The following is an 18,278-nucleotide window of genomic DNA, read 5'->3' on the forward strand; positions in this document are numbered from 1 at the left end:
CGTTTCACCTTTTCGTGCGATTTCGCCCTTGTCGAATAGTTGGAATAGCTCCTGTGCCTTTAGGGCGGCTTTTCATTGCCCATAAAGGAAAGCGCAGAAACGCATCCTTCATATCGGCAAATCGGAAAGGAGCCAAAGGAGTTCCATAAGGTGTCCCTAATGATTCAAGACTCGTCAGGTGGCCGACAATAGTCATCCATCCGATCACAATCCCGACAATTCCAAACATGGCAGCGGATAACATCAGCGGAAATCTTAATAGTCTGATGGAAGAACTCATATCATAATTAGGGATATTATAAGAAGCGATGGCTGTAACAGCCACGATGATAATCATAATGTTGCTGACAATTCCTACCTGAACAGCCGCCTGACCAATGATAATTCCGCCTACAATGCCAATGGTCTGACCGATTGGAGTCGGCAGCCTTAATGCCGCTTCCCTCATCAATTCAAGGATCATTTCCATAATCACAGCCTCCATCACAGGTTGGAAAGGAACTTGTATCCTTGATTCAGCAATCGTAAGCAAAAGCTCCATCGGGATGACCTCAAAATTATAAGAAATAAAGGCAACGTAGATGGCAGGCAAAAATAAGGCAATCATAAAGGCTATAAAACGCATGACTCGGATAAAGGAAGAAATAAACCAACGGGTTCCGTAATCATCCACATTCTGAAAAAAGGACATAAAGTTTGCCGGAGCAATCAATGCGTTTGGAGAATGATCCATAATTATCACAAATCTTCCCTGAAGAATATGGGATACAGCTGTATCAGGTCTTTCCGTCAACATCATTTGCGGAAACGGTGAATAGGGATTATCTTCAATGAACTCGATAAGTTCGCCGGTATTAATGACCGCGTCTACTGTAATATTTTGAATCCGCGTTTCCAGTTCTCTTAGTACGTCTTTAGAAGCCACATCTCCCAAATATAAGAGGGAAAGCTTAGTTTTCCCTCGAATACCGACTGTCATCTCTTTTAAGATTAATTCCTGATGGGGAATATACCTGCGGATTAGGGCAATATTTTGACTCCCTGTTTCCACAAATCCTTGATTAGCACCTTTTAGAGAAATTTCATTTTGAGGAATAGTAAGCTGTCTTTGCGGCCCCCCTTTTGTATCCAATTGATACCCAGTGATTTGCCCATTTAACAATAAAACGCTATCTCCTTCTAAAATCGCCTTTTCGATCTGCCCCCACGTATAGACCATTTCGATCTTTCCTATTGTGACTGGCAGTTCCTTATTAGGATCGAAGGAGCTATGCATCAATGGCTTTAGAACATAATTATGGATTGCATCTTTATCCGTCAAACCGGACAAGTACACCAAAGCGGCCTCCATTTTACTCGGACCGATGGGAAAGCGACGAATCACTAAATCCGGTGCTTGAGAAAAAAGCAGTTGGAGATTCTCTGTACTTTGGGATAAATCAGAGTCCAGGACATCATCTTCCATATTTTTTTTCTGAAGCTTAGAATTATTGCTTGTTTGATGGAACCGAGAAGAGCGCTTTCCTCTTAAAAACTTCAGAAAATAAATCATCAACTCCGTCCCTTTCTGCAATTGTTTTAAATTATGTTTTTAGTATGTATTGTCCAAGGAAAAATATTCTAATTCTTCATCATTTAAGAACAACAGGTAGCAGTTAACAAGTATATTATTTAGCTTTAATTTGTTCCTTTTCAAATTCTGTTAGCTCCACAACAACATCGTAAAAAATGGTCAACGTATACCTTTCCGTTTGCATCATGAAGGGTTGAAAGCACCTGTATCAATAAATGGTTGACGTTCTGGACTCCACCGCCGAACATGCACGAGTGCAAATGAAAAAAGCATTATCACAAGCATGGCCCAAAAAGGCAACTGCTTGGATAATGCCGTCATTGAATCCTTCCACTCCACTATTAGATCCGTTCAATTAATCCCGAGCATTTTTATTGAATAAAGGGAGGTTACCAATGTTTTTATTTTTCCTAAATTATCAATTCCACATGATGGTCGAGTCCGTCATCTCGTAATTCCACAAATGGTCCTGCAGCTTTTTCCTTTTCAAGAATCGGAATTTGCACACCGTCGACGGTCAACTCGCTTCCACTGCCACCAGCCCTATTCTTAACGTTAATGTGGTAAGGAGTCTTCCCAAATCGGTACGTAGCAGAGAATCCCGGCCACTCACCTGGAATACGCGGGTCAATATAAAGACGAGTTTCTCGTCGCCGAATCCCTAGGATCCACTCGATACCGGCCTGATAAAACCACCCTGATGCACCCGTATACCATGTCCATCCTGAATGTCCCTGATTCGGTTCTGCCGTATACACATCAGCGGCAATTGCGTAGGGCTCACCTGTATATCTTCTTACTTCTTGGTCGGTACGAGTATGCGTCATCGGATTAAGCATTGTAAACATCTCCATTGCCTTATCGCCGTTACCAAGCTGACACCAAGCGATGATGCCCCAAATAACTCCATGTGTATATTGGGCACCATTCTCCCTGATTCCTGGTGGATAACCTTGTATATATCCAGGGCTTGGTTCAGTCTGATCGAAAGCTGGAGTCAATAGCCGAACAATAGCAAGGTCCTGCTCGACGAGTTCCCTGTCGAACGAGTTCATTGCCTGAACAGCACGATCCATTGGTGCCGCGCCTGAGATTACGGACCATGATTGAGCAATGGCGTCGATCCGGCACTCCTCATTTTGAATGGAGCCGAGCCATTGTCCTGCATCGGTAAAAGCACGTCTGTACCACTGACCATCCCAGCCCTCATTGTTGAGAGAGTCTGTTAACTGTTTCCGCATTGTCTGGTATGACTCCACCCGTTCAGAATCCCCACGTAATCCGCAAACCTCGGCAAATCGGTTCAGCACGTCACAAATAAACCAACCGAGCCACACGCTTTCGCCTCGTCCCTTCACACCAACCTGATTCATGCCATCATTCCAATCACCTACTCCGATTAATGGCAAACCATGCTCGCCAATCCGGCTCAATGCCCGATCGATCGCTCGCAGGCAATGCTCATATACAGTTCCCGTTTCAGAAGAACGTACGGTCGGTTCATAGCGTTCGTGTTCACCCTCAGCAAGCTGTTCACTCATTAGGAACGGTGCGACTTCGTCCAAAACCGTTCGATCACCAGTATGCTCGATGTAACGTGAAACCACATACGGCATCCATAATAAATCATCAGAAAACGTCGTCCGGATTCCACGTTCAGTTTCTTCATGCCACCAGTGCTGCACATCTCCCTCTAAATATTGGTGGGAGGCGTGGAGCACTATTTGTGCTCTTGTTTTTTCTGGCATCGTATGAAGGAGTGCTAGCGAATCCTGCAATTGATCGCGAAAGCCAAATGCTCCTCCTGCTTGATAAAAGGCCGTTCTGGCCCATATTCGACAGGCAAGGGACTGATATAATAACCACCCGTTCAACATAAAATCGGTTTCCTTTGACGGGGTTGACACTTGAATTTGGCCTAAATGGTGGTCCCAAAAAGCAGTAATCTCCTCCATCGCTTGATCACAAGCAGTAGGTTGGCTGTATTTCTTAGTTAGCTGTAAGACGCTCTCTTTAGAATCGTCGCATCCTAATAAAATATAGACAACCTGTTCGTCCTCGGAGTTTAACGTGAGCTTAGTCTGAATCGCACCACAAGATTCGTAATGCGTGCCTGTCCGACATGACAAACCAACACGATCCATTCCCGCTGGATGTTCCATACTTCCATTTCGTCCAATAAATTCGTTGCGGTCCGCGGTCCACGTAAGATCGTTTGAATGGTCAGGGCCCGTATCAGCACCCCGCTGCGGATACATCCCCAAAAATGCGGTGGCATCACGGAAGGTTTCTTGATATGTGTTTTTGGCGATCATGACCCGCTCAGACTCATCCCATTCCGTCACAATAAATGGTGCATTCGTCTGTCGCTGAACCCCTAAAACCCATTCGGCATAATAGGTAATAGAAATCTGCCTTTGCTCCGTAGTCTTGTTTTGCAGCTTCAACTTGATGATTTTCACCGGATCCTCTAATGGTACATATACCATCATTTCGTGTTTAATGCCGTTTCTTTCGTGATCAAACTTTGTAAATCCTTTGCCATGCGTTATTTTATATGGTTCGTTTGAATGGTCTGCGGATGGTGCAACTGACCAGACCTGACCACTTTCCTCATCCCTTAAATAGGCTGTTTCCGTGGGGGGATCAAGGACGGGATCATTGGACCATGGCGTTAGCTTGCATTCACGGCTGTTCTGCCACCAGGTATAACCCGTTCCCATCTCGGAAATGAGACAGCCAAAACGAGGATTGGACAGTACATTAATCCACGGCGCCGGTAAGTGGTTTCCATTTTTAATCATGAGCCGGTACTCTTTTCCATCGGGGGAAAACCCGCCCCACCCGTTGAAAAATAACCAATCTTTCGTTTCCACTTGGATGTTTTGACCAGAAAAAACGTACTTATTTCTTGCAGAAGACACCGGATTAAGTTGGTCCGGCAACCCATTCTTCGTTTCAGACCTAAGCGGTTCATTTTCTGTTTCAACCTTAGGCAATCGCATTTGAGTTTCTATACTAGCACCGCCTGCGCGGAACTCGACACGAGCTACGGCCATTAACAATGCTTTGTCCTCCGCAGCCAATTGATTAGAGGCAATCACATATACTCCAGATAAACCTGCACCAAAACGGTCCACTCCATGTTCTGCCGCCTGCTGAAGTGCTTCTTGCAAGAATTGTTGATAGCCTTCCTCCGATTCGTTAAGGAGAACAAGGTCGAATAAAAGACCAAGTCTCCTTATGTATTCATGACCTGTTAACATTTTTACAACGAACGGCATTTGGCTTCGGTCTTCAATTCTGACGAGGACGATCGGTCGATCACCAGATACACCAAAACTCCATAGTCCAGACTGACCTTTTGTATTGATTGAAATATTTTCTCCACGGCCCTCTTTGAGCGGAGGAGTATATAAAATATGACCTGCCAGCCTTTGAAAATCAGTTGCCTCTCGATTCGTTAAATGCAGATTACGAATTTCAATCTGTCCTCGGTTCCATGATAATTGAAACGCACGTTCCACAGCTTGACTAGGAGCAAACTTACGGACAATTTCGATTGCATCTTCCTTTGTCTCACTAACCGAAGTGACGGCCACTAATCGAATTTCCTTGCCAGGTTCAATACAGATCCGCCGTCTCATCACAAAGGCTGGATCGGCCACTGAACCAACCTTACCACGAAGGCGAGACCGGATTCCTTGGGGATTGGATAGCCGATAGCCCCGGCCAATAAAGCTAGCGCGGTCGGTTTCAAATTCTACCGATCCAAGGGTATCACCCTCCACCATGAGTGAATGTGCCGACCAGAGTGTCTGGTCCTTTGCTTCACGAGGTCTTCGGCCAGCGATAAGGCAGCCTGATCCAGCATCGAAAGCCGTCCGAATAAAAAGCTTGCTAAAGGCAGTATGGGCAACATCTGCGATAGGATTGGACAAAGCAAGCTCAACAAAAGTAGTAACCTCCAAAACTTTTGCTTCCTCACCGCTATTGGTTAATGTTATTCTACGCAGCTCCGCATTCCATTCCGATGAAACGCAAATCTCCATACTTGTCTTAACATCTCCATCCTCCCGCATATACGTGGCACGATCTAATTCAAATTTTACGTGTTGTTCCTGAGAATCCACTCGGCATGGTTGGTACGACGGCGACCATAATTTATCTTGGGAGATATCCCTTATATAAACATAGCTCCCCCATGGATCCATTACCGGGTCCTCGCGCCATCTGGAGAGCAATAAGCCTTTGTACTGGCTAAAACCACTGCCGGTATTCGTTACCACTGTTGTGAACGAACCATTTGAGAGAACGTTGACCTCAGGAACCTTTGTGTCAGGTGAAATATATTCTCTTACAGTTGGAACATCCTGAGCTTTTTTGGAATACGGCTTGTGCACACGTCCCAAGGCTGGATGCTTAATATACTTCGGCGTTTTAGGAATCCGCTCTTGTAAAAGTAATTCTGCTGAACGGATTTGTTTATTCCGATGGAATCTCTCTACCATTGTTTTTGGCAGCAATAGGTTCGCCAGGGTTAGGAAACTCATCCCTTGATGATGGGCCATAAAACTTTGAATCACCTGATGTTGCTTACCATTAGGGAGCCGTTCTTGCGTAAAATCCATTGCTTCATAAAAGCCATATTTACCTCGACCATTTAACTGCTCTATTTTTTTCAAAGCATCCAAAGCCTGATCCTTTGCAAATGGCAGAGCCATGATCGTTGCGTACGGTGCAGTAACTAAATCTTGTTCAAGTCCCCGTTTAAATCCGAGACCCGGAACACCGAAGGCCCGATACTGGTAATTCATTTGATAATCAAACGCATAATAGCCTGACTCAGAGATCCCGAATGGCACGCCTCGCTGTTGTGCATATTGAATTTGGCGATCCACAACCGCAGCATACGTCTTTTCCCACAAGGTATTTCGATAGGTCCTCATTAACAGCCATGGCATTAAAAATTCAAACATGGTTCCAGACCAGGACAAGAGGACGGGCCGTTTTCCTACTCTTGTCATCGTTCTTCCAAGTACATGCCAATGGGACACAGACACTTGACCAAGCGCAATTGCGACAAAGCTAGCAATTCTTGCCTCAGACGCCATTAAATCATATAGCACCTCATCCTGTGTATTTCGATCAGCATGGTATCCTAAGGAAAAAAGATTAGCTCTATGATCAAATAATGGCTGGAAATTGGTTTCCTCTATCAATTTTCCAATCCGTTTAAGCAACATTTGACCCCTATCGCGCCAAATAATATTTGCCTTCTTACCACTACGTTGTCTCGAAACATCCGGTGCGATTTCTTCGGAAAAAGCAGTTTTCAGCTTTTCATCGTTGTGAAAGTGGTAAATCGGAGTTTCCTTTTTATCAAAGGATTCTAGCCACTCGGCTAAACCTTCTTTTACCGTAATCAGACAGCCGACTAAATTTCCTGAATCAACGGTTGATATATACCTTGGCGATAATGGGTTCAGTGTCTCCGTGTCATACCAATTGTATAAATGCCCTTCCCACTTTTCCATCCGCTCAAGTGTCTCCAATGTCCGCTCCAACCGCAAAATTAATCCAGGGGTATCAATAAACGCAAAATCCCTCGCCGCTAAAGCGCAGGTAAGATACATCCCGATATTGGTAGGAGAAGTTCGATGCGCTACCCCGTTCGGCGGTTCCATTTGCACATTGTCAGGCGGCAGCCAGTTCTCTTTTTCGGTAACAAAATCTTCATAAAAAGACCATATTTGCTGAGCCAGGTTCGTTAATTCTTCGAGCTCCTCTTCCGAAAATGCCAAACGTTCCTGTGGAGACGGTTGATCAAGCCACCTTATGACAAGTGGAGCACATATCCACATCACAGTTAATGTAAGTCCAATGATCTGCACCACTGTATTTTCATTAAATAAGGTTGCCGCCAAGAACAAAAGACAAAGAACATAACCTCCTAACATGGATTGGAGCAAAGGAGTTTCCTTCCGTTCGCTATTACGATTCACTTCATCTGTTGAGACCCATTCGAGCATCCGTTTTTTTGAAAACAATAAACGATACAACGATCTCACAATAGCATCGAGCAAAAGGACTATTTGAAACGGCATGGTGACAATCCCTAACAAGACTTGAGCCGCCGTGTTTAAAATACTACGCAGATTCATTAAACTTGACTGAAAGGTAACAAGCTGGCGAAGAACCGGCAAGAACCATGTCGCAGTCACCAATGCGATCCAGCGTAAAGGAGATCCCGGAAGGATCGTGACTGCTAATAGAAGGGTAACAAATAGTGACGTAGACATTAGACTCCGCCGCATATTATCAATGATCTGCCACTTAGTCAGTACAGACATATCGACTGGCAGCAGTTCACCTCTTCGGTTCTTCACTCTTGGCAGCAACCATAGTAATAGCTGCCAATCTCCTCTTACCCAGCGATGCAGCCGCTTTTGAAAGACGATAAACTTCGCTGGATAATGATCAATTAATTCAATATCGGAAAGTAGCCCTGCACGCAGGAAACTTCCTTCAAGTAAATCATGACTCAACACCCGGTTATCCGGAATCCGTTCACATAGCACTTGATAAAATGCATCCACATTAAATATTCCTTTTCCGGTGAAAATCCCCTGACCCAGTACATCTTGATACGGATCAGAAACGGCAAACGCATATGGATCAAACCCTGGATCTGCTGAAAATAGACTGGCAAAACGGGATTTCATTGAGGCCTCATGACTCATACTGAGTCTTGGTTGAAGCACCCCGTAGCCCTCGATTACTCTTGTCTTGGTATCATTTAGAATCGGTTGATTATAGGGTAGATGCAGCGTCCCAATCATTCGCTGGGCGCTTTCCAGTGGAAGCTGCGTATCTGAATCGAGAGTAATGATATAACGCACATCCTGAAGGATAGTCAAATCGGCTTTTATTAAAGCAAAGCTGGTATCCTTTCTCCCTTTTAGAAGCTCTACAAATTCGACTAGCTTTCCACGCTTTCTCTCCCATCCCATCCAAACACCCTCTGACGGGTTCCATTGCCGCTTTCGCTGAAAGAGATGAAAGTTTGTGTTGGAATAGGTAGTTCGCAGTCGTTCAATTTCTTTTTTAGCCGCTGTTAAAATGACTTCATCCTGTTCGAGAGACTCTGTCTCCGCATCCTTGAAGTCGCCAAGTAACGCAAAGTGGAGATTGGAATCCCGATTCGCCAAATAATGCAATTCAAGCCGGTCCGTCAACTCCTTTACTTCTGTTATCGATGACCAGATGACTGGAATCACGACAATCGTTTTCGCATCAGCGGAAATTCCTTTTGAAAAATCAAATCTCAATAATGGGACTGGACCTTTGACTCGTTCAATGAACCAATGAGCTGAAGTAACCGCCCATTCTGTCACTGGGAACAAAAGAGTTCCTAGAATAGCAAGCCATTGAAGGGGTGTAAAAAATTCATCCCAACCTATCCAGATTGAAAAGCCAATCAAAAACACAACGAAGTATACGGCTAACATATTAAAATACGTCCCTGTGGCTCGGCGCATTAACCCTGTTTCTGGGATAGCTCGTGGCTTACCACACATCTTTAACGCTTGTCTCAATTGCATTATGCCATTAGGATCTAATAAGTAATAGGCAACAAATAATTGACGATTTTTATCCTTGCTATATTTTTCGTTAAGTTCCTTTCCATATGTATCTGCTCGTTCCTCGCTATTTTCCTGTTCTTGCGTTGCCTTACTTGATAGTTTCTCTCCATATTTATCAGCGAGCTCCACTGCCTGTGCTGCCACAAGATTTTCCGGCAGATTTAAACGTCTCGAAAGCCTCTCGACCCTCTTTCGGAGAGTATCACGACTAGAGAAATCAAGTTGCGCATAAAGGCCGGTCCTCTCTTTCCTTAGTGATTGCTCAACCATGCTAATTTGCTCAAAGGTTTCCTTCCAGTCCCATCGAGAAAGCTTACGCAAGCTAGTGATCAGGTTACCTGTCGTTACTTGAAAGGCTGCTTGGAGCTGATATTCATATGACAATATGTGATCAAGGCTCTCTGGTCCATTCTCCAATTTGCAAATGAGCCATTCACCGACTGTTGCTGTATAATCAGCTCGTTCGCGCAGATGTTTTACCAAATGGACAATCATCGGTCCAGAAAGAGGCATTTCTTGTCCAGCGTCCTCTAATACTTGCTTCAGTTTTTCTGGAGTGATCTCCGTGGTCTCGATATCGGAAAGTAACTTTTCAACCAACACACAAACATCGCGTCTTTCCTTAACTGTATCCATGATTTCGGCCAACCGACGAATCAAAGCCACCCTCATAATAAGCGGCACAGCCCAAACTTCACCCATTGTCAGTACGGAAACTTCCTGATAAGACTGGAGATAGGAAATATACGAATCCATATCTAAATGCCCGTCGTTAAATTGAAGATAATCTGTACAAATAGAATAAACTCTAGAATCCCCCGTTTTTTTTAGGTGGGGTAAAGAGTTAACAAACTTTTTCGTTAACTCTTGGTTTACTACAAGCACCTGCTCTTCCAAAAATTCCGCGTTATCTAATAACCAATCTTCGGCTGGCTGTGAACAGGATGAACGATTATCTCTTAAGTCGTTAACAAAGTTGCGCAATTTCTCAAAGTCCGACTCATTTGACCGAATAAAGCGTGTTGATTTCTTTCGACTTATGTAAGGATCGTGGGTTAATGCTGTTTTATGCGCTTCTTCTCTTAGTTGCTCTTTATTAAAAATCAAATTATTCCCCCCAAAAAAGCATTTTTCACCAAGGTATTATACTGATAAAAATTGCCCATTCTGGCTGGAAAATATGCAAAATAGTTCCATGGGGAATGTCAAGACAAGGGATTTGAACTGTGCAACATGATCAATAAAGGCTTTTACCAAGCCGATTATCCCATGAACACGATTTTTCAAATGGTTTCTGATTGAAGGATAGAACCAAAATAGATTCTATAATTAAATTTTGCCTTTTTTGGTGAAGGCGTTTATCTTTATTAGTAAAATATGTACAGATTCTTAAAACACGGAAGTCCGAAAACAAAAGAACTTTGATATTATAACCTCATCACATAATAACCCCGTTCTATGAAAGAACGGGGTTGAAATAAACTTTTTTGATTTTAAATCCTTCGTTTCTTTTGTATTATTCCACTGGCAATTCGTTAAAGAACACTACATCCTCAATAGGAAGACGTGTCGTAGGATGTCCTGGTTTTGTTGCTTTCCCAATAGCAATGAGCATAACCGGCACAAACTGTTCGGAAATTCCGAAAGCTTCTACGAACTTCGCTTTATCGTACCCTCCCATCGGAACAGTGTCGTAACCTTTGGATCGGGCGACAAGCATGAGCTGCATCGAGATTAGGCCTCCATCCGTATATACGATTTGGCGAGCCACTTCAGGCGGCAAGTTTGAGTACATGCCAACTGTTCGTTCGATGAATGATTTAGCCGTATCATCCGGCATAAAGCCTGCTTCCACTGCCTGCCCATAAATTTTTTCGGCTTTCTTGTAGCTTTCTACATCGCCAAGCACAGCAATAACAGCAGAAGCCTCGACTACTTGTTGTTGGTTAAACGCGATTGGCAAAAGCTTTTCCTTCAACTCCGGTTTATCGATGACTAGAAACCGCCATGGTTGCAGGTTCGAAGACGAAGGAGCCAACGTTGCGAGCTCCAGCATTTCGGTCATTTCTTCGCGTGAGATCTGCACTGTTGGATCATATGAACGAACAGATCGACGTTCACGGATAACATCTACGAACATTTGCTGTCCGACCCTATCTATAGTTTGAGAGTTTGACATAATAATTCCTCCTGATAATGATAGATTACTTCATCTCTACTACGACAATTTTAAGGAAAATTCATATATCGTAAGAGTTTTAACCCTATCATGAAAAATGTGATAAAAGATACTTCATCCACTATTGTTTGCATCTTACTCAGTTACCTTACTCACCTTGAACCGATTTGTCAAAAATAATGCAATAGTACTTTAACCATTTACCCTGCTTATACCCTTTCATTTGGAAGTCAAAATCCTCTTTTAAGGGGGGAGCGTCAGGAAAATGCAGATTACAACGTTTAGGAAATTCTAAAATAAAAAGCCCAATTTTCTCAGCATAAAAATGGAGAAATTAGGCTTTTTCGTAACTCGATAAACCCGCTCGATTGCAAAAAAATTAGTATCTATCGCACTATCGAAAAATTAAAGCATTTAAGCAATTTATTTACCAATTAAGAAAAGCGAAAGTTACTTCCCAAATAAATGGGGACTAACCTTCGCTGATATTTTTTAAACTCTTGTAGTACAGGAGTTGTAGCAAATTTTTGCAATAAGCGGTTCGTTAAACGATAAATTCATATCTTTAATTAATCCCGGTTCTGCTTTCATGTAGACTTCTCCTCATCATATAAGCTTTATCATGATCCCCATCTTATCATCTGAGCGAAGATTATTTCTTATCTAATATTGTTCTAATTCCATAGAATATACTTGTAAACCGAATGTATGTATCTTTCTAAATGTTTCTTCAATTGAATAGTTTGGATGAAAAAAGCCATCTGTTATCATTAATAATGTTTTGATTTCACTGCTATTCACTTGACCATGCTGAATAAAATGTAAAACTTCTTTTTTTCCATTAGCTACAGTATAACCATATTCCTTATTAGCTAATGAACGATTAAAGATAAGCTGTTGAGTACGATCATTATAATACTCCTCATCTTGAATTTTAACTCCTTGGTTTCTTTGTTCCTCACGCAATAATTTTGCTCTATAATTTATATCTTTTACCGTATCTCTTGTTAAGGCTTTGATGGTTCCGTTTTGGTACTCAGCCATGATCATACAATCACCAAGCTGAGCATAAGAAATCTTTCCATCATTTTCAATCTTTATTATTGCAGCGCATGTTGACCAAAGATTTTCATATTTTTCCTGATTCACCTTGTATTTTTCCATGTGTTCTCTCAACATTCTATTAGCAGCCATCATTCCTTCAACTAATGAAAGGTTACTTTGGTAGAGTCTAAAGAAATAATCTTTAAATATATTAGATGCTAAATATGCACCGTTCATTCCGTTTTCATCTTTGAATGGCATTAAGGGAGTTGCCCCATCAAATACCCCATAAACATTTACCTTTTCATTTAACACGATAGAATCTTCACTTACACTTTTATGAGGTGCAGCACTTAAAAAAGACTCAACTTTCATTGGTTGTCCACCTTTCTGTTATAAAATCAACAGAAAAACGATTAAATATATTAAGAAATTATATGATTTAATAAGAAATTTTATTGTTACTAATTTTCTGTTTCTTTAGATAAGGTGCTGCGCCTTTCACTAACACAGTGTTTAGCGTATTTTTATTTCGTCCTATGTAATAGCCCACACCATTTCACTAGTTATGGCTGCTGCCTTCCCGCCCTGACCAGTTTCCTAGTGTCTTTGTTGTACTATGACTAAATTAATATTGTATATATTTTCTACAAGGTTTGTATAACCGCCCAGTTAGTTCAACAACCAAAAGCTGCCTTAATGACAGCTCTGATCTTAAACTCAAGACCCGTTAGTGAACATGTAACTTCTTTTCTATTGCATATAATGTTAGAAATATAATACCTAATCCTCCTCGAATCCCATTATTCAGAATCATTAATAGGAGTAAACTCTCTTTTACAATCTGGACATTTTCCTAAGTATCTCTTTTGGTCAGCATTAACATAAAATCTAAATTGATTCCCCTTTTCACAATGTGTACATTTCCAGTACCCTTGTATATATCCACTTGCTTTGTCGGGGATGTCACAATCGACAGAATACACAAGATAAGGTTTATCTGGTGCATAATGAGGTTTGTACATAAATGGTTTTAATAGGACTATTATTTTTTCCTCCTTTTATTAAATAGTTTGGGTCAATACTTAATTTTATTTATATTATATTTTCTACATTTTTAATACCCATTTTTTTACAGATAAACTCATAATTAAAACAATTGTTTATCACTTTTGCATTAGGGGTTATTGGATAAATAATTGAAATAATTCACACTTTCATAAAATGGGTCAAATACGACATAAAATGATTATAATTTCCTCCCTGTTCTTCAACGAGGTCTCTAAAGGTACCATAATGTTCAATTGAAAAAAGGATATCTCAATTCGAGGTATCCCTTCTTAATTTATTGAAGTAAACTTTCCTTATGAGTTATGTTTACGGTTAGTTTGTTCCTTAAATCCCTTTTCAGGGAAATCTCCTTCATCCACACGGTCATTTTCCAAATTTTTTCTAACACTTATCTTGTACTTTCCTTCTTGGTATGTATCAACTCTCCATGATTTATCACTCATTCAAATTTTCCTTTCATAATGGATTATTTAAACTTAATTGACTAAACAATTTCCTGATTTCACCTTAACAACATCTGTCTTCATGGCTTTAATTTGTCTGCAAATCATGATGGCTTTTCTTAGCCCACTTTCAAATTATTCGTATTTGTTTTTCTTCAAAAAATATCTCTCGAACCCAAAAGTTAAATGGATTAGGGTGATTTTGTTTTCCCTTGTATTTAATTACGTTTTTTCTTTTTTACAATCGTAATAAAATTACTTCCTCCCTAGCAATTATCATTCCCTCACTTTTACTTTTTACCTAAAAATGTAAACAACAAACAAATCTTTCTAGACCATAAAACTAATATTAAAGAATTCTTAAACGATTTTATAAAAAATACCAATTTCATCATAAAAGTGCTGTTTTCTCAGTTTGTTAAATTGTATTCTCTGGTTCGCTGTATCTTCAAGTACGGAATCGGTTGTGTAATACCACCGTTATTTTTTTTGCAATACATCTTCATCGTGAAAATTGAAAACTATATTCCTAACGCAAGCATCAGACCGAAATACATAGCAAAAATAAAACTAAATCCCCCAAAAACTACGATTATAAGCTAAACTTTTAAATAGTTACATTAAAAAGCAACGCTAAGAACGAAAAAGCATCCAAACTGTTTCATTTGGATGCCTTTATTCTACAATCTGAGACGAACACTATTAGAAGTTCGCTGAGAGTACTTATTTTTCAGTGCTGTATTCCCCATTGAAATAGAAATTCTATTCCAACTGTTGATTTGATTAATTATCAGTACAAGGTCAACAGATTGTCTCTCGTCATAATGTTCACGTACTCGTTGATAAAGCTCATCTGGCACGCGTTTTGTCGGGATTAAATGTTGGGCTAAAACTCTCTATAACTATCCATATCAATAATCTTTCAGCTCTATCCCGTTAGCAGCTTTTGCTATCATTTTCGAAATCATCTTAAATTGTACGACCATAATGGCGGGAATGCGCAACATTAAATTGCGTAGAAAGATTTTAAAGTTTGATTTTTCAATCATACTACCTGCAGCTATTCGTCCTATTTTTTGATTTTTCTCAACAAACTTTCTCATTTTTTGTTCATAGGCAACAAATGCACGGGCGAAATCGCCATCTGCAGCTTTAAGTTCACCAGCTAATACAAAAGCCCCGACAATCGCCAGGCTAGAGCCTTGACCCGATAAAGGTGATGGGCCATACGCCGCATCGCCTACCAATGTAATCCGCCCCTTTGACCATGTCGGCATGTGAATTTGACAGATCTCGTCAAAATAAAAGTCTGTTGCATCTTTCATGGTTTTGAGTAAATGCGAGGTTTCCCACCCTGTATTGCCTAAGAAGGCATTTTCTACAAGTTTTTTTTGAGATTCTGTATCATCGCGGTCGTACTTCAATGCCGCTGATTGGAACAAGAACATACCCCTTGCTTCGGTATTGTCACGAGCGCTATACATACCTACGGTTTTGCCTGGTATCGTATAAAACAATTGGCGGTGGTCGAGGTTGTGGTAATTTTCGAGAGTGAAAATCGAGATATAACAGCCAAGCGTTCGTTTAAACTGTGCTTCATCGCCAAAAGTTAAGGTGCGCACATTTGAATGGAGCCCGTCCGCACCGATGACCAGGTCAAATGTCTGTGGCTTGCCGTGTAAAAATTGAACTTCAGCACCAGCTTCAGTCTCATGTATGGCGGTAATCGAATCACCCCAAATGTATTCAACAGTGTCCTTGGTTAAATCGTACAAAATGTTACTAAGATCGTCACGCAAGATTTCGATGTCCACACCCTGCTGGTTCCCCATACTTGCTTCGCTTATTTGACCTTCGATCTTGCCTTTGCTGTTCACGAAGTAAACTCCAGTCATGTTCGTGTCAGCTGCACGAACTTGACCGAGTATCCCCATCCCCTTAAGCACCGTAATGGCTGCACCACGGATATCAACCCCGTAACCACCCGTGCGCAATGCTGGTCCACGTTCTATTACAGTCACGTAGAATCCGTGCCGGTGAAGCCAGTAAGCGAGTGCCGGACCGGCAATGCTCGCACCTGAAATAAGGACGCGCATCCTTAGTTTCATATTTGCTTATTCACTCCTATCCTAATAAAAGTCTTCATTCCTCAAATAGAATTAACTTTCCTTCTTGATACTTAATGGTCCTAAACAAAAATATACGAATCCTTTGTTAAAGAATTGCACCCTTATTGAAGCAATGTACTCCCTAGTTCAAGTGCAACAGTTCACAAGCCTTTTTATTTTGAGAAAACTGTGGAAAAGGTCCATAATTGACTAGATTAAAAAAATATCAGACACTTTTTTTAGCGTTTGATATTCGGGGCGCAGTCCACTTTTCCAATTTAATTATTTTCTCAAGGCTTTTAATGCACCACTCCAGGCTATAACTTGGTCAAGCATTAAATTAACATTTTTTAGGTGTAATTCAGATGGTTTAAAGGTTGTAAAGTTTTCAAAATCAGTAAATAAAGATAATGTTGGATGAACCTTCACATCCGCTATTAATAATTCTCCACAGATTCCACGTAAGTGTTCAGCTGCGCGAGCGCCGCCTGTTCCCCCATAGCTTACAATACCAGCCGCCTTGTTATTCCAGGCTTCACGAGCAAAATCAAGTGCATTTTTTAGTGCTCCTGTAATACTGTGATTGTATTCTTGAACGATGAATACGAATCCATCCAAGCTGAAAAGCTTTTTATTCCATGCTGCAATTCCAGGTTCAGTTCCATCGGTTGTTCCTAAAAACGGTAATTGGAAATCAGAAATATCCACGATTTCATAATTTGCATCTCTACGTTTGTCAGCAATTCCTTTAACCCATTCACCTACTTGAGGACTAACTCGACCTTTACGAGTGCTTCCTAAGATAATTCCGATATTTAATTTTTCATTTGTCATTATTTCTTCCTCCTTAATAGATGTTCCATTTAATTTGTATTAGAAGGTTTAAGCACAAATTCCACCATTAATATTTAGGTGATAATTAGTGGAAGCACCCTTTCAGTAAGTTCATCAAGAAACTGATTAGGTTGGGCAAAACAGGCTAGATGGCCAGCATTTTTGATTGGAACAAATTCCTTATATGGTGCAGATATTTCATCAAAATAATCTTTAGCCAATTCAGTAGGTGTTATAATATCTGTATCTCCCTGAAAAATAAAAAATGGTAAATCAAAATTTCTTCCTATGTTATTAAAGTCAAAGGGAACTAATTCTTTGTAAAGGTGATCAAGGGAAAATGACAATCCTTTAAAATAGTCAAATATATCATTTACATTATGTTCAGGGGAAGTAACTAATGAAGGCAATATTAAATCCGTAATCATATTAGGAACACCTCTTATAGCTTTGACAAGAAATCGGTTCCTTTTTTCATAATCTGTTCGTGTCCATTCGGAAGGAATTGATCCCATCTTTTCAACCAATTTAACACCTTTTGAAACACTTGCTTTATTAAGGGCATCCAGTGTTAATATATATAAACGACCGTTAAGATCGGGGGCATTCTGGTCTGTGCTTACATAGGCCCAAAAAAGGTCTGGTCTTTGTTTTGCCATCTTTAAACCAATCAAACTACCAATAGAGCTGCCAATCAAGATCACCTTTCGTTGACCGACTCTCTTACACAAGTATTCTGTCACTTCAATGCCATCCTGAGTAAGTCTTTCGAATGTGATGGATCCACTAGCTTCTTTACCGTTTTTCCGAAACGTCTTTCCTGCACCTCGTTGATCCCATTGGACAACTGTAAAGATTTTCTCCCACGAACGTAACAATGGGGTGAAAATGGAATAGGTACTACCTGGTCCCCCGTGAACAAATAACAGGATTGGATTGTTATAATCCTCACCACGTATAGTTATCCACTGATCAATTCCTCCGATTCCTACGTAACAACTTTCAACAATTTTATTGGGCTTATCAATTTGAAGTATCTTTGCTTTCTTTTTTCGATATTGTCCTCTCATAACTACGTCTTTCAAAAGATTATTTGACCCCATAATTCACCTCTTTTTATTCAAATTACCCTTTGAAATTTTCGTTTAACCGGCTCAGCTTATCAGGATTCGCCACCATGTAAATGGAATTGATTTTACCTTCTTTAAACTCAAATGAAACTACGTAGGCGAGGTAAACGTTAATCATAACAACAATTCCTGGTCCACCGTTAACCTTATTAAATTTGAACACTGCACCTTCTGGTAACTTTTTAATAACATTCAAGAATAGGTGTGTTATTCGATCCACAGTATAAATAGGTTTAAGTGCAGTTCTAAC

Annotated in this window: 9 protein-coding genes, 1 other RNA gene and 1 pseudogene; all 11 read right to left on the bottom strand. The window is 40.7% G+C overall.

Annotated elements, in window-relative coordinates:
* Window positions 1–4 precede the first annotated feature (4 nt).
* On the bottom strand, window positions 5–1,552 hold the full coding sequence (locus FS608_RS23985; RefSeq protein WP_144555073.1) for a spore germination protein: 1,548 nt from the start codon (window positions 1,550–1,552) through the stop codon (window positions 5–7).
* 431 nt (window positions 1,553–1,983) lie between these two features.
* Window positions 1,984–10,326, bottom strand: coding sequence for a glycoside hydrolase family 94 protein (locus FS608_RS23990; protein WP_144555074.1), 8,343 nt, complete (start codon window positions 10,324–10,326; stop codon window positions 1,984–1,986).
* Window positions 10,327–10,735: 409 nt separating this feature from the next.
* Window positions 10,736–11,398, bottom strand: coding sequence for a nitroreductase family protein (locus FS608_RS23995; RefSeq protein WP_144555075.1), 663 nt, complete (start codon window positions 11,396–11,398; stop codon window positions 10,736–10,738).
* A 663-nt stretch (window positions 11,399–12,061) separates the two neighbouring features.
* Window positions 12,062–12,817 carry a protein phosphatase 2C domain-containing protein gene (locus FS608_RS24000; protein ID WP_144555076.1) on the bottom strand — a complete coding sequence of 252 codons (756 nt, stop codon included), beginning with the start codon at window positions 12,815–12,817 and terminating at the stop codon, window positions 12,062–12,064.
* A 163-nt stretch (window positions 12,818–12,980) separates the two neighbouring features.
* Window positions 12,981–13,066, bottom strand: an RNA gene (gene ffs / locus FS608_RS24005) — signal recognition particle sRNA small type.
* Between the two features lie 740 nt (window positions 13,067–13,806).
* Window positions 13,807–13,956 carry a hypothetical protein gene (locus tag FS608_RS30545; RefSeq protein WP_186328883.1) on the bottom strand — a complete coding sequence of 50 codons (150 nt, stop codon included), beginning with the start codon at window positions 13,954–13,956 and terminating at the stop codon, window positions 13,807–13,809.
* Between the two features lie 680 nt (window positions 13,957–14,636).
* A pseudogene (locus FS608_RS24015) lies at window positions 14,637–14,846 on the bottom strand (carboxymuconolactone decarboxylase family protein); the annotation flags it as partial.
* Between the two features lie 21 nt (window positions 14,847–14,867).
* Window positions 14,868–16,064 carry an FAD-dependent monooxygenase gene (locus FS608_RS24020; protein ID WP_144555077.1) on the bottom strand — a complete coding sequence of 399 codons (1,197 nt, stop codon included), beginning with the start codon at window positions 16,062–16,064 and terminating at the stop codon, window positions 14,868–14,870.
* Between the two features lie 282 nt (window positions 16,065–16,346).
* Window positions 16,347–16,898 (bottom strand): NADPH-dependent FMN reductase, encoded by a 552-nt coding sequence (locus tag FS608_RS24025; protein ID WP_144555078.1) that lies wholly within the window; start codon window positions 16,896–16,898, stop codon window positions 16,347–16,349.
* 74 nt (window positions 16,899–16,972) lie between these two features.
* The gene (locus FS608_RS24030; RefSeq protein ID WP_144555079.1) at window positions 16,973–18,001 is read right to left on the bottom strand and encodes an alpha/beta fold hydrolase; all 1,029 of its coding nucleotides are present in this window, start codon (window positions 17,999–18,001) and stop codon (window positions 16,973–16,975) included.
* A gap of 22 nt (window positions 18,002–18,023) precedes the next feature.
* On the bottom strand, window positions 18,024–18,248 hold the full coding sequence (locus FS608_RS24035; protein WP_144555080.1) for a sigma-70 family RNA polymerase sigma factor family protein: 225 nt from the start codon (window positions 18,246–18,248) through the stop codon (window positions 18,024–18,026).
* Between the last annotated feature and the right edge of the window lie 30 nt (window positions 18,249–18,278).

This window comes from Bacillus sp. X1(2014), assembly GCF_007678255.1.